This is a genomic window from Arthrobacter sp. V1I7 (assembly GCF_030817015.1).
Taxonomy (GTDB): Bacteria; Actinomycetota; Actinomycetes; order Actinomycetales; family Micrococcaceae; genus Arthrobacter.
Window position 1 is genome coordinate 654,781 of the sequence record NZ_JAUSYS010000001.1, and the last position, 23,286, is coordinate 678,066.

Consider the following 23,286-nt stretch of genomic DNA (forward strand, 5'->3'; position numbering starts at 1 on the left):
TAGGATGGGTCGGTGACTTCCCTCTACGGACCCGCACTTGAACCGGTCACTCTCGCCGGCCGGTACGTCGTCCTCGAACCGCTGAGCCAGGACCACCATGACGGCCTCGTCGAGGCCGCCCGGGACGGCGAGCTGTGGAAGCTCTGGTACACGTCCGTCCCCGGCCCCGAACAGATGGCGGCCGAAATCGGCCGCCGCCTGACCCTCCAGGAGCAAGGCTCCATGCTCCCCTTCACCACGCGGCTCATCGATCCCGCCACGGGCGGCCCGGGCAAGGTGATCGGGATGACCACCTACATGAACATCGACGCCGACACGCCCCGGATGGAGATCGGCTCCACCTGGAACGCGGCCTCGGCGCACGGCAGCGGCAGCAACCCGGACTCCAAGCTGCTGCTGCTGGCGCACGCCTTCGACACACTCGGCTGCCCGGCCGTCGAGTTCCGGACACACTGGCTCAACCACCAGTCCCGGGAGGCCATTGCAAGGCTCGGCGCCAAGCAGGACGGCGTGCTGCGCAGCCACACCCGCTCCGCCGACGGCGCCCTGAGGGACACCGTGGTGTTCTCCATCCTGGAACACGAATGGCCGATGGTCCGCAACGCACTGGAGTTCCGGCTCGCCAAGCGGGCCTAGGGCACCGTGTAGACGCCGGCCGCTTTCAGCGAGGCGAAGTAGCCGAAGCGGAATCCTTTGCTGTTGGGGTGGTAGTCGTCGGGGGTCAGTCCATCGCTCAGGTCTAAGTTGATCCACGGCTCTGTTGAGCCGAGACCGTGTCCGGCGAAGGCTGGAGCCACATCCACATACTGAGTGTTGACTCCTAGCCTCGATGTCGCTGCTGCTGCGCCGGCTATCGACGCGTTGAGGGCGTCCACGAAGGTGTTGGCCGTGGCCGGTAGGGCGTCGATGCTGGGTTCGAACAGGTGCGGATAGCCCGTCACAACAATCTTTGCCTCAGGAGCAATGGCGTGGGCGGCCAGGATGAGGGTGCCGACACGTTCCGGGATCAGGGCGAGGTTCGCCTGAGCCGCCTGAAGCGCGGGACCACAGCCCGGGGATTGGAGACCGCCCCCGCACGCGACCATCACGGCGCCGACATTGAGATCGTTGCCACCGGCCGTAATCGTCAGGAGTTTGGCCGTCGGCGTCAGACGGGGCAATTGCAAGTCGATGACGTCCTTGGTCGTCTTCCCGCTGCAAGCCAGGTTAGCAACGAGCTCCACGTCTTTAATTCGGTCGCCCAGGACAGGGTATCCCTTCTTGCTCACGAAGCAGGCAGGAGGGGTTGTATCCGTATAGTGCTCAGCTCCCTGGCCCGCGGCATAAGAGTCGCCGAGCGCAACGTACGCGATCGCGCTTCGGGCGGGCGCAGTGTGGGCCGGCGCCGCAGCGAGGCCCGCACCGATAGCCAGAGTGGCGAGGCCGGCAGCCAGTGCTGTGCGACGGCGTCGGAGTTTCAGACTTCCCATGGTGTTCCCCTTAGTGGCGCGTAAAGAGCAGGTTAATGACCGGGCCGGACACGCCGCGTTAGTGCCGCAGGCAGGCTCCGCTTGAAAATGAGCCCGGCGGCTGCCGGGCTCGTTGTCACCCTACCCGTGGGGGTCCAGCCGTCCCCGGGTCAATGGTCCCTACTTTTGCAGGTTCGTGACCGTGGACTCACCCCATGGTGGGGCGCCTTTGGTCTTGTGGTCAGCTTTCGAAGTGACGATTCCTGCCGGGCCCGGCGGCCAAGTTGGCGGGGGTAATCAAAGCAGTCGCGGCATCGCACGGCGGCGTCGTGATCCATTGTTCGGCGGGGCGGGACCGCAGCGGGATGATCGCCGCCATGATCCAGGAGCTCGCCGGAGACAGCGAGGCAGCGATTGTGCGCGGCTATCAGCGCGCAATGCTGGGGATCAACGAGCATCACCGGCGGTCGGCCACCCCTCATCCGCACGAACGCTACCTGCCGGAAGAGGTGCTGCGGGCCCTGCTCAAGGAACGCGGCGAAAGCCTGCTCGCGTTCCTCCGTCACGTGAAGACGGAGGAGTTTCTCCGACGCAACGGCGTGACGGAATGGGAGCTTGCAGCCATCCGGGTCCTTCTGGGCAGATAAGGTAGCCGGGTGATGACTCCGAAGATTCAGCTGGCCCTGCGGGCAGTCTCGGCTGCCGCCCTCGTCCTCGCTGGCTCGTTTTTTGCCGTTCCGGCGCTCGCCGATGGTGACCAGGAACCCGCGACGACGGCGTCTGCCGCGACTGCGCCGCCGGTGGCGTCTTCTGCTGTGCCGATGGCGGAGACGCCGGTGACGCCGGTCCCCGGCGATGCCGGTCTCGCGCAGGCCGTCCTGCGGGACCTCGGCATGACGCTCGGCGAATTCAATGCCGCGGGCGAACAGGCCAGGCGCGCCGCCGACGCGTTGCCGTCGTTGCAGAAGCTCCCGGGATACGTCGCGGTCCGGCTGCACGGCGGCAGAATCGTGGTCGAAGGCGCCGGCATCGAACTGCAGTCCCGAGTGGACGAGTTGAACCAGGCCGGTCCGGCAGACTTCGTGCTCGCGGCCACCGCGACCCTCCCCGCAACGACCCCGGCAACGCTCACGGCTCCTTCGGATTCGCCGCAGGCGCCGGCCGCAACGCCGGAGACCAGTTCGGCCGCCGAGCTCGTGGCCGCCAGCACCGAGCAGCTGTTCGAGGCCTTCGTCCGCGACGTCGGCACCGCCGGGCTCCAGGCCGTCGCCTACTCGGACGGCCGCTTCATCATCCGCACCGGGGGAGAGAACACGGCCGAGGCCGGCCGGTCTGCCGCAGCCATCCTGGCCGGCGGGGCCGCTCCGCCGGCGGCGCCGACTCGAACAGCGCCCGGGAAGGTCTCTCCGGCCGACTTCGTGGCCCGCTACGCCAACGTGGCGCTGGAGAAGGGTTCGCCGATTGCCACCGAGGAGGAGGTCTTCGGCGGGCAGGGCTACGTCACGGAAGCGAATGCCACCTGCTCTGCCGGATTCGGCGCCTTCAATCCCGCCGGCCAGCCTGTGGTGCTGACGGCGGGACACTGCACCCAGGACGGCGAAGCCAAGACGGCGAGCGTCGAGCCGCGAAGCTCGGCCCCGGCGTCCGGAACGACGACACCCCAGGCTCCGCCCTACCCTGCACTCGGCACCTTCGGTTTCAGCCAGTTCGGCGGTGACCAGAGCTCCTGGATTACCGGAGACGAGAACAACCCGGGCAACGTCGGAACCGACATCGCGGTCATTGAATCACTCCGGAAGGGCCTCGATGTCCAGCCGGCCGCGACGGTGTGGGCCGCCGGCAACGCAGTCGACCCTGCCGCCGACCCCGGCCTCACCGCCGTCAAGATCGTCGGAATGGTGGCCCCGTTCGAGGGCCAGCAGGTCTGCCGTTCCGGACGGACCACCGGCTGGTCCTGCGGCACGGTGCAGGAACTGGGAATCTATGTCGTCGGGGGAACGACCGCTGATCCGGCCGACCTTCGGGCCTTCCGCGGCTTCCTGTCCAAGGATGTCCAGTCCAGCGGCGGCGACTCGGGCGGTCCCTGGATCAGCGGCAACTTTGCCGTGGGGACCCATTCCGCCGGCGACGGCGGGGGAGGCACCGAAAACTTCGCCATCGCAACAACACTGGAAGACTCCCTCTCCCGGATTCCTGGCGGCGTTCAGCTGCAGCTCTTCCTGAACAAACCGGAGCTCGTGGCGCCGGCGGACCAGACCGTGACGGCGGGGCAACCCGTCACCGGTCGCGTTCCGGCGGCTCCGGCCTCTGCCGTGGCGGCCAATTCGAAAGTCCGCGTGATCATCGCCGACGACCCGGCTGGTACGCCGGTTGAGGTCGCGGTCGACCCCTCGGGAAACTGGTCCTTCCCGGCGCCGCCGTCCTCCGGACCCCTCCGGTTTTCCGCGGAGACAGTGAACGGGTTCAGCCGGTCAGGGAAGGCCTCGTTCTCGATCGAGGTCTCCGATCTGGCCGCACCGGTCATCACCGGTCCCGCCGAAGGAGCTGCCCTGAAGGGTGTGGACCACATTGACGGCACCGGAACGCCCGGGCTCACGGTCAAGCTTTCCGGCGACGCCACCGGCACGGACACGGTTTCGCCCGACGGCCGCTGGAGCATCGCAATGACCGGCAAGCCGGTCTACGGCCAGCTCAGGGTAACGGCGACGCAGACCTCCCCGCAGCAGGCCGACAGCCCTCTTGCTATCCGTAATTTCACCCTCGCCCCGCCGGCGCCAGCCGTCTCCACGGTCCGCGAAGGCGGTCAGTTCGAACAGGATTCGCTTCCCGGAGCGATCTCGGGGACCGGCGTCGACGGCGCCGAGGTCACCGTCACAATCGACGGGACACCGGCCGGAATCACCACCGCTAAGGGCGGCCGCTGGAGCCTGCCGTTCCCGGCGGGCCTCGCTCCCGGAGCTCATGGTCTGTCCGCGAGCCAGTCGGTCGAGGGCGTGGTTTCGGACCCGCTGCTCGCCACGTTCAACATCGATGCACCGGCGGAGCCTGCCGTACCCGCCGGGACGGTGGACCCGGCGGCGCCTGCGGAACCGGTGGACCTGGCGGACCCGGCGGCGCCCGCTGTGCCGGTGGACCCTGCCGCGGGAGCCCGTGCCGTGCCGGCGCCGGCCGCCGTTCTGCCGGCGGGAACGCGGGGCGCCCCCGGCCAGCTGGCCAATACCGGCGCCGGTTCAATCCTGCCGACGGCCGTTGTGGCGGCCGGTTCGCTCCTGCTGGGCGCGGCGCTCCTTGTGCTGGGCCGGCGCAAGCGGACGACGGCGGCGCCGTCGGCATAGGCGCGCCGCGAGCCTGGGGGCGGCAAAGCTAAGCCTCTCAGTCCTTGCGGTCCAGCAACAGGTTGGTGATCCGCAGCGTGCACAGCCGCTGGCCGGCCTCGTTGGTGATTACGACTTCGTGCGTGGTCACAGTCCCGCCGAGGTGGATGGGGGTGGCTGTGATCGTGATGAATCCCTCGCGGGCGGATTTGTGGTGGGTGGCCGAGACGTCCACGCCCACTGCCGTCTTCCCGAGCGTACTGGCGTGAATGACAGCGGCCCAGGAACCCACCGCCTCGCCGACGGCCAGCGAGGCGCCGCCGTGAAGCAGGCCGAAGGACTGCCGGTTCCCCTCCACCGGCATGGTCGCGACGACGCGTTCGATCGATTCCTCGACGATTTTCACGCCCATCTTCTCGTCCAGTTCGCCGAGCGTGATCTTCCACAGCTCGGCATTCCGCGGCTCGGGCGTCATGGCTTCTCCTCTTCGACCAGATGGCTCAGGCCGGTTTGTGCTGCCCCAACGGGTGTGCGGCAGGCCTCATTCATGTACTGTAGACATATTACCGAACGGACGGTCAGTAATGCGCTGGCCGTGTTGATCTTGCCCCGCGTTGGAAGGACCCGTCAACGATGACCACCACTGCAACTGCTCCGGAATCCACACTAGACACTGTCGGGATCGTTCCCAGCTTCATCAGGGACTCCTGGTGGACGCCCGATGCCGGCTCCGCGGCCGGCGCGGCCCCCGTCCTCGACGCCAGCACCGGCGAACTCCTGGCCAGGGTGAGCACCGAGGGGCTGGACCTCGCCGCCGTCGTCGACTACGGACGCACCACGGGGCAGGCGGAACTGGGCAAGCTGACCTTCCACCAGCGCGCGCTCAAACTCAAGGAGCTGGCGCAGTACCTCACCGGACGCCGCGAGGAGTTCTACGCGCTCTCGGCGCAGACCGGTGCCACCAGGATCGATTCGATGATCGACATCGACGGCGGCATCGGCGTGCTCTTCACCTTCGGTTCCAAAGGCCGCCGTGAACTTCCCAACTCCCAAGTGGTGGTGGATGGCCCCATGGAGGTGCTGTCCAAGGACGGCTCCTTCGCCGGCGAGCACATCTACACCCGCATCCCGGGCGTGGCCGTGCAGATCAATGCCTTCAACTTCCCGGTCTGGGGCATGCTCGAGAAGCTTGCCCCGGCTTTCCTTGCCGGCGTGCCGACCATCGTCAAGCCCGCCACCCCCACCGGCTACGTGGCCGCTGCAGTGGTCAAGGCCATCGACGAATCAGGCATCCTGCCGAAGGGTTCCCTGCAGCTGATCTCGGGCTCCGTCCGCACCCTGCTGGACCACCTCGACTACCGCGACCTCGTGGCCTTCACCGGCTCCGCGTCCACCGCCAACACGCTCAAGAACCACGTCAATGTGGCCAAGGGCGGGATCCGCTTCACCTCGGAAACCGATTCCCTGAACGCCGCGATCCTGGGCCCGGACGCGGTCAAGGGCACACCGGAATTCGACGCCTTCATCAAATCCCTCGTCACCGAGATGACCGCCAAGGCCGGCCAGAAGTGCACCTCGATCCGCCGCGCTATCGTCCCGCAGGAACTTGTGGCCGATGTTGTGGCCGCCGTGGGGGAGCGGATCCTGGAGCGTGTTGTGCTCGGGGACCCCCGCACCGAAGGCGTCACCATGGGTGCCCTGGCCTCCCGTGAGCAACTGGCCGACGTCCGGGCGGCCGTCCAGTCCATGCTCGACGCCGGCGGCGAACTCGCATACGGCACCCTCGATTCGCCGAAGGTCACCAGCGCGGACGGTAGCGTCGGCGTCGTCGAGGACGGCGCCTTCATGTCCCCGGTGCTGCTGAGCTGGGCTGATCCGGAGGCCGAAGAGGTCCACTCGCTTGAGGCGTTTGGCCCGGTCTCCTCGGTGATCGGCTATGCGGACCTGGCCGACGCCGTCCGCCTCGCCGCCCGTGGCGGTGGCTCGCTGGTTGCCTCGATCTGCACGAATGATCCCGCCGTTGCCCGTGAACTCGTCACCGGCATCGCGGCCCACCACGGCCGCGTCCTGATGCTTAACCGTGAGGACGCCCGCAGCTCCACCGGCCACGGCTCACCGGTCCCGCACCTGGTCCACGGCGGTCCCGGCCGCGCCGGCGGCGGCGAGGAGCTCGGCGGTATCCGTTCGGTCATGCACCACATGCAGCGCACCGCCATCCAGGGCTCGCCCAACATGCTGACCGCCGTCACCGGGATCTGGCACGCCGGCGCGGACCGGAACTTCACCCTCGAGACCGAAGGCCAGCACCCGTTCCGGAAGTCCCTGAGCACCCTGCACATCGGCGATGCCATCCGCTCCGGGCTGCGCGAAGTGTCCCTGGACGAGATCACGAAGTTCGCGAACTCCACCGGCGACACCTTCTACGCCCACACCAACCGGGAAGCAGCCGCGGCCAACCCGTTCTTCCCGGGCATCGTGGCGCACGGCTACCTGCTGCTGGCCTGGGGCGCCGGACTGTTCGTGGAGCCGGCTCCGGGCCCCGTGCTGGCCAACTACGGCCTGGAGAACCTGCGCTTCATCACCCCGGTGGCCGCCGGCGACTCCATCAGGGTGACCCTGACGGCCAAGAAGATCACCCCGCGCGAGACCGACGAGTACGGCGAGGTGGCCTGGGACGCTGTCCTGACCAACCAGAGCGACGAAATCGTCGCCACCTACGACGTGCTCACCCTGGTGGAGAAGTAGACCTTCCTGCGCCCTGCCACCGGCGTGAGACTCCGCGCCCATGTTTTCTCGCTCATGGGGAAACCCTCACGCCGGCGGGGTAGATCGGCGGATCTTTCTACCCCGCCGCGGCGTAAAATCTTCATCGTAGGAGGTGGCGAAATGACCCTAGTACTCAGCAAAGCCACAACAGTCCTGCCAGTCGATGATGCAGAACGCGCCCGGCATTTCTATGCGGACACGTTGGGTCTCCCGCACCGTGGAGTGGCAGACGACGGAAGCGAATTATTCGGCAGTGGCGACGGCCCGATGCTGCAGCTCATGCCGGTCACGGATGGAAAGCACTCAGAGCACACCACCCTGAGTTTCGAAGTCAGCGAAATCGAGCGCACGGTCAAGGACATGGAAGCCAAGGGCGTCCAGTTCCAGGACTACGACCTCCCGGATCTCAAGACCGAGAACCACATTTGTACAACGGAATCTGAGAAGTGCGCCTGGTTCATGGATTCGGAGCGCAACATCCTCTGCGTGCATGAGAACATCACCACGCAGGCTGACTACCAGCTCTGACCCCAGTTCTGAGCGCTGGGCACCGGCGGACAGAAACACGCAGCGTCCCGGCTCGAGCCGGGGCGCTTTTCTGTGGCCGACGGCCGGGCAGGGGCACATTGACTTGGACACGCCGGTGTTCGTCGGCGAAACACGTGCCGCGGCCGTCAAAGTGCCCCCGGACCGCCCGCACCGCCCGGGCGGGACCACGGTGACACGGGGCGGGGCTGGAGTACGCCATCGACCCTCAGGTCCACTCTCTCATTGAAGAAACTGACGAGGCCGTGGATCTGGGCGGCATCGGGGAAGCGCCGGTCGTGCTCCACGCGAGGTTCCTGCCCTGCCCGGAATCCGGGTAGCTCCAGTAGCTGGCCTGGCCCTTGTAAGGGCAGACGGTCCGTTTGGGGCTCTCCTCCATCAAATCCAGCCGGACATCAGACGGCGGGATGTAGTACCGCACCGGGAGCATCGTCTCGTACAGCAGCTGCGCAGCGTTCGTGCGGGCCAGCGTCACGCCGTCGAGCGCTACCTCCACGTCCGAGGACGACGCGCGGATATCCACGCGGTGGAACGGGTCACGGGGGTGGCCGATGATTTCCTCATCGTCCTCGAGCCAGTCGAAGGCCGAGAAATCCAGCAGCACATAGCCTGCCAGGTCCGGGTCCTCGAGCCGGAAGGCTGCCCGCGGAACCGCTGCCGCGGCCGTCACAACGTCGAGTTCCTCGCCGGCGCAGGTGTGCTTGCCAAACGCCGTTCCGGGGTCGAGCGACGTCGGTGCCTCGCCTTGTTGAAGCGCGAACGCGTGCTCCTCGACAGAAGCCGCCGGCAGTCCCGGCGCGACGAGCTCCGCCAACAGTTCCTGCTCCCGCACCGCAAAGATGGGGGTGATCCGCCGCGGTTCCCAAATCAGGCAGGCCTGCAGGGTATCGACGACGACTTTTCCGTCGAGGCTCGCACGGATCCTTTTGGCAGTGGGTTCGTACCTCAGCTGGGGGAAAGTGCCGAAGAGCACCTTGGATAGTCTGGTGGCCATCCTCACAGCGTGGACTCGGCGCCGCCCGCCGTCAATGGGATCCTGCGGGAGGTGAGGAGGGTCCCGGCCTAGGAAAGACCCGGCCTAGCGGGGAACGTGCAGGCCGTGGAATGCCATGGTGATGACGTCGTCGGCCAGCTTTTCCGGGGACAGCGTTCCGCCGGGCTTGTACCACTCGACGATCGAGTTGATTGTGCCGAACAGCAGACGGGTGACGGTGCGTGGGTCGATGTCCTGGCGGAGCGTGCCCTCGTCCCGGGCCTCGGAAATCAGGGCGGCCACCTTGTGGTCGAAGGCGCGGCGCCGTTCCAGCGCGTCCCGCTCGATCTCAGTGTTCCCGCGCAGGCGCAGCAGCAGGGTCACGAAGGGCAGCCGTTCCACCAGCACGGAGATGGTCTGGCGGACCACGAACTCCAGCCGGGCATCGGCCGAACCGGCGGTGGCCGCGGGCTGGTCCAGGATGGCTTCGAGCCCGCCGAGGGCGTGGTCCAGGGCGAGCTTCAGCAGGTCGCCCTTGGACGGTACGTGATGGTAGATCGCGGATTTGGAGATGCCCAGGTTCTCGGCAAGGATGCCCATCGACGTGGCGTCGTAACCGTGGCGGTTGAAGACCTCGACGGCGATCACCAGCACCGACTGCTGGTCATAACCGGGACGGCCGCGCTTGGTGGTGGTTGCTGTGCTGGGCATAGTGGCTAGTTTCTCACGATCAGGGGATCAGTCAGCCCGCCCGGCGGCCGGAGGGCCGGCCCGGGCGGCTGGACGTGATGTGGTCAGGGCTTCGGCCGCAGGTCGTAGATCCGGCGCAGCTTGCCGTTGGACCGTTCCAGCGATCCTGGCTCCACGACGTCCACCCGGCAGGTGGAACCCACCTGGATCTTGATCTGCTGCTGCAGCACCTTCGCCGCAGCCGCGCTTCCCTCCAGGCTCACGGATCCGCGGCGTTCGATCTTCACCGCGAGCTGGTCCATGCGCTGGCCCTCGGGGCGGGTGAGCTCCAGCTGGAAGTGCGGGCTCAGCTCCGGGATGCGCAGCGCGATCTCCTCGATCTGCGAGGGGAACAGGTTCACGCCGCGCAGGATGATCATGTCGTCGCTGCGGCCGGTGATCCGGCCCATGCGGCGGTGCGCCGGGCGGGCCGTGCCGGGAAGCAGCCGCGTGAGGTCCTTGGTGCGGTACCGGATGATCGGCAGCGCTTCCTTGGTGAGCGAGGTGAAGACCAGCTCGCCGTGCTCGCCGTCGCCGAGGACCACAGACGGGTCAAACGCGTCAATGATCTCGGGGCGGAAGTGGTCCTCCCAGATGTGGCTGCCGTCCTGGGTTTCCACGGCTTCGCCGGCCACGCCGGGGCCCATGACCTCGGAGAGGCCGTAGATGTCGCAGGCCTTGATGTTCATCGTCACTTCCAGCTCGTGGCGCATTTCCTCGGTCCACGGCTCGGCGCCGAGAACGGCGTACTTCAGCGAGGTGGAGGCAGGGTCGATTCCCTGCTTGACCATGGCATCGGCAATCGTCAGCAGGTACGTCGGGGTGGCCAGGATGACGTCGGGCTCGAAATCCTGGATGAGCGTGATCTGGCGTTCGGTCTGGCCGCCGGAGATGGGGATGACCGTGCAGCCCAGGGCCTCGGCGCCGGCGTGGGCCCCCATCCCGCCGGTGAACAGGCCGTAGCCGTAGGCGTTGTGGACCTTCATGCCGGGACGGACCCCGGAGGCGCGGAACGAGCGCGCCACCAGCTTGGCCCAGTCGGCGAGGTCCTTCTTGGTGTACCCGACCACGGTGGCACGGCCCGTGGTGCCGGAGCTGGCATGGATCCGGGCCACCTCGCGCTGCGGTACGGCGAACATGCCGAAGGGGTATTCGAGGCGGAGGTCTTCCTTTGTGGTGAACGGGAACCTGGCCAGGTCGGAGAGCTCGCGAAGGTCCGTCGGGTGGACGCCGGTCTCGTCGAACTTGCGCTTGTACAGGGGTACGCGGTCGTAGGCGTAGGCCACGGTGTGCTGCAGGCGGCTGAGCTGCAACGCCTCGAGCTCGTCGCGGGAGATGGTTTCTTCGCGGTCCAGGACGGCATCACTGGTGGCGGCGACGGTTTCTTGGGTCATCTGGGGTCCCTGCTTCTATTTCTTCGAGATGGTGCGGCTGCGGCCGCGGAATTCGGCGATGAGTTCGCCGGGGAGGGTGTCGGTGGGGAGTTCGCCGGCGACCGTGGCTGCGGGCGCCGGGCCCGCGGGTGCCGCCGTCGGGGCTTCCGTGCCGGGAGCGGCGGCGTAGATCTGGATGTCGTAGAGGCCGCTGCGTCCCGTGCTGGCGCGCCGGTTGGCGACGGCGGTCAGGACCTGGCCACGGAACGCCGGCTTGATGAAGTTGATATCGACGCCGGAGGCCACGGTGATGTTTCCCTCGTCAGCCGGCTCCGGGTTGGCGGGGTTGCAGGCCAGCGCGAAGGCGGTGTCACCGAAGGCGAAGATCATTCCGCCGTGGGCCATGCCGAATCCGTTCAGCATTTCCTGCCGGAGCGCCATGCGGATCGTGGCGTGTCCATCGTCCAGCGCCACGACTTCGATGCCCATCCACTCCGAGGCGTAGTCGTCCTTAAGGATGGGGTGGGTATCACCGGAAACCGTCAGTCCAGCCATGCGTCATTGCCTCCAGCTTTATTTACCGAATGTTCATTAGGTAATCCCATTTGGGTGCCCACTGTCAAGAGGGGGCAGGGTGTTAAGCGGTCGCCGGACACGGCCTGGCAGACCCGGTGCGGGCTGGTCGGCTGGAGAAAGTAGGGTGGGAGTGGAGCAGCAGCACTTCACAGTAAGGGGCGGGCCATGGCTAAAGGAATCTACGTCAGCGCGACCACTCCGGGGTCGGGCAAGTCGTTGATCGCCCTGGGCCTGGCGGACACCCTGCACCGGCATGCGGACCGCATCGGCTTCTTCAAGCCGGTGGTCAACGGCCACGATGTTGCCTCGGACCCTATGGTCGCCTTGATGAAGGCCCGGTTCGACCTCGACGACGACCGCTGCCGCGGCGCGCTGACCTTCGCCGAGGTCCGCGGATTGCTCGCGGAAGGAAAACGCGAGGAAATCGACTCCCGCTGCGTGGAGATCTTTGCCGGGATGTCGCGGCACTGTGACGTCGTGATCGTGGAGGGCACCGACCTGACCGGCCAGGACGCCGCCGTCGAGTTCGACCTAAACGCCCGGCTCGCCAACAACCTGGCCGCCCCTGTCGTCGCCGTCGTCGGGGCGAAGGGCCTGACCGTGGCGGAGGCCGCTGACGCCGTTGAGGTGGCCCGCAAGGAGCTCCTCGCCGAAAGGTGCTCCCTCCTCGCCATCATGGTCAACCGCGCCGATCCGGAAGACCTCGAGGCCATCGCCGCCGCGGTCCGCCCGGGCGCCTCCGGCCGACCCGTCTATGTCCTGCCCGAGCTGGAGGAGATCGCCCGGCCCACCACCGGCGAGGTGGCCGCCGCCATGGGAATGGGTCAGGTGGCCGGCCTGGCCGACCTGGAACGCGACGTGCACTCCATCAAGGTGGCCGCCATGAGCGTCGCCAACTTCCTGCACATGCTCGACGACGGCGCGCTGGTGATCGTGCCGGGCGACCGGGCGGACGTGCTGGTCGCCTGCCTCGCGTCCTCCTTCTCGCCGGAGTTCCCGGTGCCCTCCGCGCTCATCCTCACCGGCGGGCTGGCACCCGAAGCCAACATCTATTCGCTGCTGGCGCAGGCGCCTTTCCCGGTGTTCACCGCCCCGGACGATACCTATGTCACGGCCCAACGGGTCTCCGGCGTGCGCAGCGAAATCTGGTCGGGGCACCGCCGCAAGGTGGCTTCCGCCCTGGGCCTCTGGTCCAAACGCGTGGACGAGGCCGAACTGATCGAACGGCTGCACCTGCCGCGGCCCGAGCGGATGACGCCGCTGCGCTTCCTGCACGAGCTGATCGGGCGGGCCCGCTCGCAGCGCCGGCACATCGTCCTCCCGGAAGGCAAGGATGCCCGGATCCTGCGGGCGGCGGAAATCCTGCACCGCCGCGACGTCTGCGAGCTCACCGTCCTGGGCCGGGAATCCGAGGTCCGCGAGGTCGCGTCCACCCAGGGCATCGACCTCACCGGCATCAACATCATCGACCCGGCCAGCTCGGTGCTCCGCGAGCGGTTCGCGCAGGAGTACGCGAAGCTGCGGGCGCACAAGGGCGTCGACCTCGCCAAGGCGCAGGAAGTTCTGCTGGACGGCAGCTATTTCGGCACGATGATGGTCCAGCTGGGCGTGGTGGACGGAATGGTGTCCGGAGCCGCGCACACTACGGCCCACACCATCCGTCCGGCGCTGGAGTTCGTGAAAACCCGCGAAGGCGTCAAGATCGTCTCCTCCGTGTTCCTGATGCTGATGCCGGACCGGGTGCTGGTGTACGGCGACTGCGCCGTGAACCCGGACCCGAACGATGAGCAGCTGGCGGACATCGCCCTGGCCTCGGCCGAGACCGCCGCGCAGTTCGGCGTGGAGCCGCGGGTGGCCATGCTTTCCTACTCCACCGGTGGTTCCGGGACCGGGGAGGCCGTAGACAAGGTCCGGCAGGCCACCGGGCTCGTACGCAGCCGGCGCCCGGACCTCCCGGTGGAGGGACCCATCCAGTACGACGCCGCCGTCGACGCGGCCATCGCCGAATCGAAGATGCCCGGTTCCTCGGTGGCCGGGCAGGCGACCGTCTTCATCTTCCCGGACCTGAACACCGGCAACAACACCTACAAGGCCGTCCAGCAGTCCTCCGGAGCCGTCGCCGTCGGACCGGTGCTGCAGGGGCTGCGCAAACCGGTGAACGACCTCTCCCGCGGGTGCACCGTCGAGGACATCGTCAACACGGTGGCCATCACCGCGATCCAGGCCCAGTCCACCGAAAGCCAGTCCACCGAAACCCGGTCCGCCACCCCCAGCTCCGCCGAAACCCAGTCCACGGAAATGAAGGCTTAGGAGGCCCCATGCTCGTGCTCGTCATCAACTCAGGCTCGTCCTCGCTCAAGTACCAGGTCCGTGACGTCGAAGCCGGAAGCGTGCTGGCCGAGGGGCTGGTCGAAAGAATCGGCGTGGGCAACGGCGGCGACGGCGACGGCGAAATCGTGGGTCCCCGGGACCACGCGGAGGCCCTGGAACAGGTGGACGCCGACATCCACGCGGCGCTGGGGGAGCGGGTGCTGGACGCCGTAGGCCACCGCGTCGTGCACGGCGGGGAACGCTTCGCCGAGCCGGTGCTCGTCAACAACGAGATCACCCGGGCGATCGAGCGGCTCAACCCGCTCGCGCCGCTGCACAACCCCGCCAACGTGCTCGGGATCCGCGCGATCTCGAAGAAGTGGCCGGACCTGCCGCAGGTGGCCGTGTTCGACACCGCCTTCCACCGCACCCTGCCCGAGCACGCCTGGCGCTATGCGGTGCCGGACGCGCTGTACACGGACCACGGCATCCGCCGCTACGGTTTCCATGGCACCTCGCACGAATATGTGACGCACCGGGCTGCCGCGCTGCTGGACGTCCCGGTGGACGAATTCGACGCCGTCATCGCCCACCTCGGCAACGGCGCCTCCGTCACCGCGATCCGCGGCGGTGAGTCAGTCGACACGTCGATGGGTTTCACCCCGCTGGAGGGCCTCGTGATGGGCACCCGCTCGGGCGACCTGGACCCGTCCATCCTCGTGTTCCTCGGACGGGCCGGCTGGTCCCCGGAGGACCTCGATTCCATGCTCAACCGGCAGTCCGGCCTCAAGGGCCTGGCCGGCAACTCCGACATGCGCTCTGTCGTCGAGGCGTCGGAAGCCGGTGACGCCAAGGCGGCCATGGCCCTGGCCGTCGCCTCCTACCGGCTCGCGAAGTACATCGGCGGCTACCACGTGGCGGTCGGCGGGGCGAAAGCCCTCGTGTTCACTGCCGGGATCGGCGAAAACTCGCACCAGTTCCGGGCCCTGGTGGCGGAGCGGCTCGGCGCTCTTGGGGTGGAGCTCGACGCCGGCCTGAACCGGCAGCGGTCCGCGGATCCGCGGGTGATTTCCACGCCCGCCTCGACCCTGCCGGTGCTCGTCGTTCCCACCGATGAGGAACGCGCGATCGCCGAGGCAGCGGCCGCCGTCGTCGGTCACGCGTCCGTTGCCCCGTAACGGCCCTTAAGAAGGCTCATAACGGCAGCTATGGAGCAATCGACGGGAAGCCTGGGGCGATGACGGACGCCCCGCCGGGTGTGACCCGCTGTCCGATTTTATGCACCAGCATCATAGGTCCCGTACTTTGGAAGCCCGGCCGACTCATAGACTAGAATCGCGAGTCCGCCGGGCGTCGTTTTGGTGCGGACCAGACGCAGGCCGGCCGGGGCGCCTCCCACCGGAAACAGCCGCCGGCCGTTACCCACCACCACCGGGGCGATTACCAGCCTCAGCTCGTCAATCAGCCCCGCGCCAAGCAGCGACTGTGCCAGCCGGGCACTCCCGTGGATCTGTAACTCCCTGCCGGGCTGCCGCTTCAACTCAGCGACCTGTGCGGCGACGTCCCCGGACAGGATCGTCGTGGGCGCCCAGGCAGCCCGTGCCAGGCTGCGGGAGGCCACGTACTTCGGCAGACCATTCATCTTTTCAGAGAATGGATCATCGGGATCGGTGATCTTCGGCCAGTCCCTCGAAAAGTTGTCGTAGGTGCGGCGGCCGAACAGTAGTGCGTCCGCCGCACCGAGCCAGTCCGCAGCGTGCTGGATGAACTCCTCGTCCAGGAAGGGGACGAACCAGCCTCCCCGTGAGAACCCGTCGCTGATGTCCTCATCAGGGGAGCCAGGACCCTGCGACACACCGTCCAAGGTAAGGAATTCCGTGAGCGTCAGTCTCATCGCGTGTTGCCTCTCTCCGTGTTGGTTGCAGAAGCCCATCGACTGCTCCGGGAGTGCCGTTTTGACCCCCGAAGGGCCGTTATGGAGCAATCGATGGGGACGGGGGTGGGTCGGTGCGGGCTGCCGGGATCCTGTTACTTCAGCCCGGCTCCCGGCAGCAGCTCGGCGGCGCCCAGGGAATCGGCGACGAAGGCGTAGTCCCAGGCCCGCTCACGCCAGTGCACGTAGCGGCCGGACGCGCCGCCGTGGCCGCCTTCCATCTCGATCTTCATCACGATGGGATCGTGCCCCGTGGTCTCCTCGCGCAGCCGCTGCACCCACTTGGCCGGCTCCACGTACAGCACCCGGGTGTCGTTGAAGCTCGTGACGGCCGCGATCTTGGGGTAGGCCACGCCGCGGACGTTCTCGTACGGGGTGTACGACTTCATGTAGGCGTAGACGTCCGGGTCTGTGATCGGGTTGCCCCATTCCTCCCATTCGAGCGCGGACAGCGGAAGCTCGGGGTCCAAAATGGTGGTCAGGGCGTCCACGAACGGCACGGCAGCGACAATCGCGGCGTACTTTTCCGGGGCGAGGTTGGCGACGGCGCCCATCAGCAGGCCGCCGGCGGAGCCGCCCATGGCCGCGATCCGCTCCGGGTCCACCCAGCCGGACCGCGCGAGCCAGTCGGTGGCCGCGATGAAGTCCGTGAAGGTGTTCTTCTTGTGCAGCTTCTTACCCTTCTCGTACCAGTGTCGGCCGAGCTCCCCGCCGCCACGGACATGGGCGATCACAAACACAACCCCGCGGTCCAGCAGCGAGAGCCGGGGGATCGCGAAGCCCGGGTCCATGCTCAACTCATAGGAGCCGTAGCCGTACACGAGGCCGGCCGCCGTCGCGTCCTGCTTTACCGACGCGTGCCGGAGCACTGAGAGGGGGATCCGGGTGCCATCCGCGGCCACGGCCCACTCCCGCTTCGCCACATAGTCGCCGGGCCGGTAGCCGCCCAGCACGGGGCTTTCCTTGCGCAGGAGCAGCGCGCCGTCGGGCTGCTCCGGCGTCGGCAGCACGAAGTCGTACACCCGGGTCGGGGTGAAGTAGGAGGTGTAGGCCATCCGGATGACGGGAGCGTCGTAGTCGGAACCCGCGACCTCGGCCGTGTAGAGCTCCTCCTCGAAGGCAGGCTCCACCGGTGCGGCCTGCTCCGGCGTGCCGAGTCCCGCCAGGGCAAGGACCTGCACCCGCTCGATGGTGTCCTTGCGGACGGAGACAAAGACATGCGTCGAGGTGACACCGGCGCCGTTGACGCGGACGTCGTCGGAATGCTCGACGACGGTGGTCCAGTGCTGCTCGGCGAGCGGCCTGGCGAGTTCCGCCGGGTCCACCAGGGAGATCATGGAGTTGATCGCGTCCCGGTTGTGCGTCAGGAGGATCCGCTCCTCCGGTGATCCGGAGGCATTGTCCAGCAGGAACGGCTCCGCCTCGTACAGGATGCGTTCCCCGCGGGAGATCACGGTGCTGAGCCCGGCGTCGAGCGCGTCAAAGCGCAGCAGCCTGGTTTCGCTGAACTCGGAGCAGCCGATGCTCAGCACGAGGTGGCGCCGGTCGGCCGAGAGTTCGAAGCCGAGCCACATGGCGACGTCGTCCTCCTGGTAGATGACTTCGTCGTCGGTGACGGGCGTGCCCAGCACATGGGACTTCACCTGGTACGGCCGCCACGAGTCGTCGACCACGGTGTAGAAGATCCGCGAACCGTCCGGGGAGAAGGCGATGCCGTAGAAGACATTCTCGATCACATCGGGGAGCAGCTCGCCGCTCCGGAGATCCTTGAAGCGCAGCGTGAAGCGCTCGTCGCCGGCATTGTCCACGGCGTAGGCGTAAAGGGCCCCGTCGACGGTCACTGCGGCCCCGCCCACCGAAAAGAAGGGCTTGCCCTCCGCCTCCACGTTGCCGTCCAGCAGGACTTCCTCACCGGGGATGTCGACGCCGGCCTCAACGGCAGGGGGAGTCCAGTCCGCGACACGGTCGCCGGTGTCCTGGGCCTGCACGCGGCACTGGATGCCGTATTCCTTCCCCTCCACCGAGCGCGTGTAGTACCACCAGCCGTCCTTGCGGTAGGGCACGGAGAGGTCGGTTTCCTGGGTGCGGCCTTTGATCTCCTGGAAGATCGCCTCACGCAGCGGCTCCTGATGGGCGGTCACTGCCTCCTGGTAGGCGTTTTCTGCCTTGAGCAGGTCCACGACCTCCGGGGATTCCTTCTCGCGCAGCCACTCGTAGTTGTCCTCGAACGAGTCGCCGTGGTGGGTGCGCAGGGCGGGAACCTTCCTGGCGACGGGAGGCTGCACTTCGTCAGGGTGCGCAGCGGGCTGCGAAAGGGTGTGGGTCATTGGTCCAATGTACCCAAAAGCACCGACTCAATTGCCGTTCTGCAGGTTGTTGGCGGCCACGTACTCGGCCAGCGTCTGCCCGGCCAGCGCGGCCGAGACCGCGGCGGTCGCTGCGGGGTCCTGCAGGACGATGGACTGACCGTCCCGGCTGGTTCCGGTGCCCGCCGTCGGAAGCGTGAAGAACACGCCGCGCCCGGGTGCAGTGCTGCGGAGGCTGTAGGCCAGGTGTTCCAGCGATGCGAGGGTGAAGCTGGCGTCCAGCGTGACGTGCGGCAGCACCGTCCGGACCAGTTCCCGAACGGTGTTCCGGTCGGCGAGTCCGCCTTCGTTCAGCAATTTCGCCAGCGCGGCCTTCAGGAAGGTCTGCTGGTTGCGGACCCGCTGGTAGTCGCCGTCGACAAAAGCGTGGCGCTCCCGCACGAAGGACAGTGCCTGGGCGCCATTGAGCCGGTTCGCGCCGGGCGGGAAATAATATCGGGTGTCCACCGTGGATGAGAACGGCAGCTTGACGTCGACCACAACGCCGCCGAGGGCATCCGTCAGTGCGCTGAATCCCTCGAAGTCCAGCATCACCGTGTGGTCGATGCGCTGGCCCAGCAGCGCCGACACCGTCAGCGCCTGGAGCGGCACCCCGCCCAGTTCCAGGGCGGCATTGATTTTCGCGGCACCGTACCCGGGGATGTCCACCCACAGGTCCCGCATGATGGAAATGCCGTAGACGCTCTGCCGGTCCGCGGGGAGGTGGATGAAAACGAGGACGTCGCTGCGCTGGTCGGAGCGCGCCCCGGAGGCCGCTTCGGCCCGGGCATTCACCCGGCTGTCGCTGCCCACCAGCAGGATGTTCAACGCGACGGGCGGCGGTTCCGGCTCCGGCGTCGGCGTGGCGCTGGGGGTCGGTGGCGTCTCCGGGGCGGCGGCCGGGGCCGGGTTGGGAGTCTCTGCAGGGGCGGACGTGTCGGTCCGCGGCCGGCTCAGGAAATACGCCGCGCCTGCGACGGCGAGGATTAGCAGGGCGGCCACGGCAACGAGGAGCGGGCGCAGGTGGCGCCTTCCGGCGGGAGCCGGGGACCCGTCCAGCGCCGGCCCGCCCACCTCAGACCTCCGCCGGTGCGGTCCGGTGGGCGAAGCGGAGGATGGTGAGGACCGCCGGCACCAGCTCGTCCTCCATCCGCTGGTAGGCCTCAGGTCCCAGCCGGTAGGGGTCCGCCACGTCATTGTCGGCGGCGTCGTTCACCAGGGCGAGGTGCCGCACGGTGGCGGCCCGTTCGGGAAGGGCCTTCCACCGCGTGGCCAGGTCGGCGTCCGGCGCGGGGCCGGCGTCCCGCTCCTCCAGGGCTTTCAGCAGGCGGGCGAATTCGCGGATCGTGAAGGTCCGCTTGAGCGCTGACGGCTTCAACCTGACCACGTCGCTGCGGTGGCTCGCTGTCATGGTAAGGATGATGTCCGTGCCGCGGAGCATCCCCGGCGTCAGTTGGCGTGCCGCGAAGCCGTCCGGCCGTCCGCCGTGGGATTCAATGATCCGGGCCGAGGGGAGCTGGACCGGGGCGCCGGCCGCGGCCAAGGTTCCGGCGCTTCGGACCCGGAAGGTACCGGCGCTGACCTCGTCGAGCCCGGCCTGGAGCATCCGCTCGGCGACGGGCGAGCGGCAGATGTTTCCGGTGCAGACAGTGAGGATCCGGACATTTGAGGAGGTTTCCACAGTTCCTAGTTTCCGTCGCCCAAGTTCCTGGTGGCCAGGCGGTCACCCCGTTGGTCCGCCGAGAGGGCAGCTGCGGCGGCGTGTTCCAGAGATTACCACCAACGGCCCCGGCAAAACTTGGAATCCGCTAAGACCGGCCGTGGCTGTGCTTGACGCATCTCAGCACTTCCCCATATCCTGAACGAACGGTCGGTAATTATTTATCGGAAATGCATAGGAGCAACCATGGCATCGCAGACCCTGCAGTCAGCGCCCGCAGAGCCAACACCGGGACGGCATGAACAGAGCCCCGAAGATGCGGCGCGGCGGGACGCGGAGGGACAGGCCTACTTCGACAAGGTCATGGCGGAAGATTCCCGCATCGAGCCGCGCGACTGGATGCCGCCGGCCTACCGCAAGACCCTGTTGCGACAGATCTCGCAGCACGCGCACTCGGAGATCATCGGTATGCAGCCGGAGGCCAACTGGATCTCCCGCGCCCCGAGCCTCAAGCGCAAGGCCATCCTGATGGCCAAGGTCCAGGACGAGGCCGGCCATGGCCTGTACCTCTACTCTGCCGCCGAAACGCTCGGCCAGCCGCGCGATCAGATGATGGCCGACCTCATCGCCGGCAGGGCCCGCTACTCCTCGATCTTCAACTACCCGGCCCGGACCTGGGCGGACATGGGCGCGATCGGCTGGCTGGTGGATGGTGCGGCCATCTGCAACCAGGTGCCGCTGTGCCGTGCGTCCTACGGGCCCTACGGCCGGGCCATGGTCCGGGTCTGCAAGGAGGAGTCCTTCCACCAGCGGCAGGGTTTCGAGATCCTGCTGGAACTGGCCAAGGGAACACCGGAGCAGAAGCAGATGGCGCAGGATGCGGTGAACCGCTGGTACGCCCCGGCGCTGATGATGTTCGGCCCGCCGGACGATGATTCACCCAATTCCCAGCAGTCCATGGCCTGGAACATCAAGCGCTTCGGCAACGACGAACTCCGCAGCCGCTTTGTCGGCATGATGGTCGAGCAGGTCAGGGTCCTGGGGCTCACACTCCCGGACCAGGACATCCGTTTCAACGAGGAAGCCAGGAAATGGGAGCACGGCCCGCTGGACTGGAACGAGTTCAAGGAAGTCCTCGCCGGCCGGGGCCCCTGCAACGCGCAGCGCCTGGAGCGCCGCCGCGAAGCCCACGAGAACGGCGCCTGGGTGCGCGAAGCCGCCGCAGCCTATGCGGCAAAACAGGCACGTAAATACGCAGAGAAGGAAGACGCAGCATGATCCCCACCGACGCCCCACCCTCGCAAGTCCCCAGCCGCCCCCTAGCCTCGCAAGCTCGGCCAGGGAACCCTGCGGCTGTGGGCCCGCGGCCGGGGACCCCTGTCGCCATGGCCCCCCACGGCAACCCGGAAGTCCCCGCCAGTTCCGCCGGCGAGGTGATCCGCGGCGCGGAGAAGGTTCCGGCAGGCTCACCCGCCGGCTCACCCGCCGAAGCCCCGGCCGGCGCAACCGGCAGAGGAAATGTCTGGCCGCTCTGGGAAGTCTTTGTCCGGTCCAGCCGCGGTCTCTCACACGTGCACGCCGGCTCCTTGCATGCCCCGGATGCGGCCATGGCCCTGCGCAACGCCCGCGACCTGTACACCCGCCGCAACGAGGGCGTGTCCATCTGGGTTGTCCCGGCCGACGCCATCGCCGCCAGCGATCCCGATGCGAAGGGCTCCTTCTTTGAGTCACCCCAGGGCAAGGACTACCGGCACGCCACGTATTACACCAAGAGTGAGGGCGTGAAGCACCTGTGAGCAGTCCCGGAACGGATACCGAAGATCACGGCGGCCACGGCGACATCTCCGTGGGCGTGGCCGGCAGCGGCGATTCGTCTGCCAGCGCCACCCGCATCACCCCGGGCAACGCACTCCGCCCGGAGGACATCGCTTTGGCGGTGGCCCGAGGCACCGCCAAGCCCAGCGAAGACGTCGCCGAGTACGCCCTGCGCCTGGGCGACGACGCCCTCATCCTCGCCCAGCGGCTGGGCCACTGGATTTCCCGCGCCCCCGAGCTGGAGGAGGACGTGGCCCTCGGGAACATCGCCCTGGACCAGCTGGGCCACGCCCGGTCCTTCCTCAGCTACGCCGGAGGCGCCTTCGAAGGGGACGGCGGAGCGAAGAGCGAGAATGACCTGGCCTACTTCCGCCGCGAACACGAGTTCCGGTCCGCGCACCTGTTCGAGCAGCCCAACGGCGACTTCGCCGTCACCATTGCCCGCCAGTTTTTGGTGAGCTACTACCAGTTCGAGCTGTACCGCCGGCTGACGGAGTCCACGGACACCACCCTCGCGGCCGTCGCGGCCAAGGCCGTGAAGGAAGTGGACTATCACCGCGACCACAGCGCGCAATGGATCCTGCGCCTGGCGCTCGGCACCGAGGAATCCCGCCGCCGCATCATCCACGGCCTCCGGCTCAGCTGGCCGTACCTCGGCGAGCTTTTCGAGGACGACGAGCTGACCGCCCGCCTGGCTGAAGCCGGCGCCGCCGTCGAACCGTCCAGCCTGAAAGCGGATTTTGACCGCCTGACCGGTGAGGTCCTGGCCGAAGCGGAGCTGGAGGTGCCGCAGGTGCCGTCCGCACCGGGCGGCGGGCGCCGCGGCCAGCACTCCGAGCACCTGGGGTACATCCTCGCCGAAATGCAGGTGCTGGCCCGGGAGCATCCCGGAGCGAGCTGGTGACCGCCGTGGACATGTTCGTACAGGACGCCGGGACCGGGACCGGGAGGGGGGCCACCGAAGCCACCGCGGAGCAGAAGGCCTGGGCCGTTGCCGCCACGGTCTGCGACCCGGAGATCCCGGTCCTCACCATTGAGGATCTCGGGATCCTGCGCGACGTCCGGGTGACGAAGGAAGCCAACGCCGACGACGGCGGGATGGTCTCCGCCGTCCAGGTCACCATCACGCCGACCTACTCGGGCTGCCCGGCGATGGACGCGATCCGCGACGACCTCAAGGCCGCGTTCCACTCGGCCGGTTACGCCGGCGTGCAGGTGGAACTGGTGCTCGCCCCGGCCTGGACCACGGACTGGATGAGCGAGGCCGGGAAGGCCAAGCTGCAGGAGTACGGCATCGCCCCGCCCTCAGGCCGCGCTGCCGCCGGCGGGCTGGGACACCCCTCCCGGGGAACCGTCCGCCTCAGCCTGGCCGTGAAATGCCCGCAGTGCTCATCGTTGAACACCAAGGAACTCACCCGCTTCGGTTCCACCTCCTGCAAGGCGCTGTATGTGTGCCAGGACTGCAAGGAACCGTTCGACTACTTCAAAGTTTTGTAAG

The 23,286-nt window shown here is 67.7% G+C and carries 21 protein-coding genes; 11 read left to right on the forward strand and 10 right to left on the reverse strand.

Annotated elements, in window-relative coordinates; genetic code table 11:
- The first annotated feature begins 12 nt into the window (after positions 1 to 12).
- The gene (locus tag QFZ69_RS03150) at positions 13 to 636 is read left to right on the forward strand and encodes a GNAT family N-acetyltransferase (protein ID WP_306915571.1); all 624 of its coding nucleotides are present in this window, start codon (positions 13 to 15) and stop codon (positions 634 to 636) included.
- On the opposite strand, the gene QFZ69_RS03155 is transcribed toward QFZ69_RS03150, so the two are convergent.
- Positions 633 to 1,469, reverse strand: a complete 837-nt coding sequence (locus QFZ69_RS03155) for an SGNH/GDSL hydrolase family protein (RefSeq protein WP_306915572.1) — start codon at positions 1,467 to 1,469, stop codon at positions 633 to 635. The genes QFZ69_RS03150 and QFZ69_RS03155 overlap by 4 nt on opposite strands.
- 263 nt (positions 1,470 to 1,732) lie before the next feature.
- On the opposite strand from QFZ69_RS03155, the gene QFZ69_RS03160 reads away from it, so the two are divergent.
- On the forward strand, positions 1,733 to 2,095 hold the full coding sequence (locus tag QFZ69_RS03160; RefSeq protein ID WP_306915573.1) for a tyrosine-protein phosphatase: 363 nt from the start codon (positions 1,733 to 1,735) through the stop codon (positions 2,093 to 2,095).
- 12 nt (positions 2,096 to 2,107) lie between these two features.
- A complete protein-coding gene (locus tag QFZ69_RS03165; RefSeq protein WP_306915574.1) occupies positions 2,108 to 4,783 on the forward strand; it encodes a S1 family peptidase in 2,676 nt (891 codons plus the stop codon).
- A 37-nt stretch (positions 4,784 to 4,820) separates the two neighbouring features.
- Here QFZ69_RS03165 and QFZ69_RS03170 read toward each other — a convergent pair whose 3' ends face one another.
- A complete protein-coding gene (locus tag QFZ69_RS03170) occupies positions 4,821 to 5,237 on the reverse strand; it encodes a PaaI family thioesterase (RefSeq protein WP_306915575.1) in 417 nt (138 codons plus the stop codon).
- Positions 5,238 to 5,395: 158 nt separating this feature from the next.
- Here QFZ69_RS03170 and paaZ point away from each other — a divergent pair, with 158 nt between their 5' ends.
- Entirely contained in the window at positions 5,396 to 7,507 is a 2,112-nt protein-coding gene (gene paaZ / locus QFZ69_RS03175; protein ID WP_306915576.1) for a phenylacetic acid degradation bifunctional protein PaaZ, read from the forward strand.
- 141 nt (positions 7,508 to 7,648) lie between these two features.
- A complete protein-coding gene (locus QFZ69_RS03180) occupies positions 7,649 to 8,056 on the forward strand; it encodes a VOC family protein (RefSeq protein ID WP_306915577.1) in 408 nt (135 codons plus the stop codon).
- A gap of 226 nt (positions 8,057 to 8,282) precedes the next feature.
- Here the strand turns inward: QFZ69_RS03180 and QFZ69_RS03185 are convergent, their stop codons facing one another.
- From QFZ69_RS03185 to QFZ69_RS03200, 4 genes are all read right to left on the reverse strand, one after another.
- A complete protein-coding gene (locus QFZ69_RS03185) occupies positions 8,283 to 9,068 on the reverse strand; it encodes a DUF427 domain-containing protein (RefSeq protein WP_306915578.1) in 786 nt (261 codons plus the stop codon).
- A gap of 84 nt (positions 9,069 to 9,152) precedes the next feature.
- On the reverse strand, positions 9,153 to 9,758 hold the full coding sequence (locus QFZ69_RS03190; RefSeq protein WP_306915579.1) for a TetR/AcrR family transcriptional regulator: 606 nt from the start codon (positions 9,756 to 9,758) through the stop codon (positions 9,153 to 9,155).
- A gap of 83 nt (positions 9,759 to 9,841) precedes the next feature.
- Complete coding sequence (paaK, locus tag QFZ69_RS03195; RefSeq protein ID WP_306915580.1) at positions 9,842 to 11,170, reverse strand: phenylacetate--CoA ligase PaaK; 1,329 nt, start codon at positions 11,168 to 11,170, stop codon at positions 9,842 to 9,844.
- A gap of 15 nt (positions 11,171 to 11,185) precedes the next feature.
- Entirely contained in the window at positions 11,186 to 11,704 is a 519-nt protein-coding gene (locus tag QFZ69_RS03200) for a hotdog fold thioesterase (protein ID WP_306915581.1), read from the reverse strand.
- Positions 11,705 to 11,890: 186 nt separating this feature from the next.
- Between QFZ69_RS03200 and pta the strand changes: the two genes are divergently transcribed.
- Both pta and QFZ69_RS03210 read left to right on the forward strand, forming a co-directional pair.
- Entirely contained in the window at positions 11,891 to 14,035 is a 2,145-nt protein-coding gene (gene pta, locus QFZ69_RS03205) for a phosphate acetyltransferase (protein ID WP_306915582.1), read from the forward strand.
- A gap of 8 nt (positions 14,036 to 14,043) precedes the next feature.
- Positions 14,044 to 15,213, forward strand: coding sequence for an acetate kinase (locus QFZ69_RS03210; RefSeq protein ID WP_306915583.1), 1,170 nt, complete (start codon positions 14,044 to 14,046; stop codon positions 15,211 to 15,213).
- 98 nt (positions 15,214 to 15,311) lie between these two features.
- On the opposite strand, the gene QFZ69_RS03215 is transcribed toward QFZ69_RS03210, so the two are convergent.
- From QFZ69_RS03215 to QFZ69_RS03230, 4 genes are all read right to left on the reverse strand, one after another.
- On the reverse strand, positions 15,312 to 15,929 hold the full coding sequence (locus QFZ69_RS03215; protein ID WP_306999898.1) for a dihydrofolate reductase family protein: 618 nt from the start codon (positions 15,927 to 15,929) through the stop codon (positions 15,312 to 15,314).
- Positions 15,930 to 16,063: 134 nt separating this feature from the next.
- Positions 16,064 to 18,295: a S9 family peptidase gene (locus QFZ69_RS03220; RefSeq protein ID WP_306915585.1), complete on the reverse strand. Its 2,232-nt coding sequence runs from the start codon at positions 18,293 to 18,295 to the stop codon at positions 16,064 to 16,066.
- A 27-nt stretch (positions 18,296 to 18,322) separates the two neighbouring features.
- Positions 18,323 to 19,387: an LCP family protein gene (locus QFZ69_RS03225; RefSeq protein WP_306999899.1), complete on the reverse strand. Its 1,065-nt coding sequence runs from the start codon at positions 19,385 to 19,387 to the stop codon at positions 18,323 to 18,325.
- A gap of 1 nt (position 19,388) precedes the next feature.
- Positions 19,389 to 19,994, reverse strand: a complete 606-nt coding sequence (locus QFZ69_RS03230) for a low molecular weight phosphatase family protein (RefSeq protein WP_306915587.1) — start codon at positions 19,992 to 19,994, stop codon at positions 19,389 to 19,391.
- A gap of 225 nt (positions 19,995 to 20,219) precedes the next feature.
- Between QFZ69_RS03230 and paaA the strand changes: the two genes are divergently transcribed.
- From paaA to paaD, 4 genes are all read left to right on the forward strand, one after another.
- A complete protein-coding gene (paaA, locus tag QFZ69_RS03235) occupies positions 20,220 to 21,251 on the forward strand; it encodes a 1,2-phenylacetyl-CoA epoxidase subunit PaaA (RefSeq protein WP_306915588.1) in 1,032 nt (343 codons plus the stop codon).
- A 107-nt stretch (positions 21,252 to 21,358) separates the two neighbouring features.
- Positions 21,359 to 21,769, forward strand: a complete 411-nt coding sequence (gene paaB, locus QFZ69_RS03240; RefSeq protein ID WP_306915589.1) for a 1,2-phenylacetyl-CoA epoxidase subunit PaaB — start codon at positions 21,359 to 21,361, stop codon at positions 21,767 to 21,769.
- Positions 21,766 to 22,692, forward strand: coding sequence for a 1,2-phenylacetyl-CoA epoxidase subunit PaaC (gene paaC / locus QFZ69_RS03245; protein ID WP_306915590.1), 927 nt, complete (start codon positions 21,766 to 21,768; stop codon positions 22,690 to 22,692). Before paaB ends, paaC begins: the two co-directional genes overlap by 4 nt.
- Positions 22,693 to 22,703: 11 nt before the next feature.
- Positions 22,704 to 23,285, forward strand: a complete 582-nt coding sequence (gene paaD / locus QFZ69_RS03250) for a 1,2-phenylacetyl-CoA epoxidase subunit PaaD (RefSeq protein ID WP_306919581.1) — start codon at positions 22,704 to 22,706, stop codon at positions 23,283 to 23,285.
- The last annotated feature ends 1 nt before the right edge of the window (position 23,286 follow it).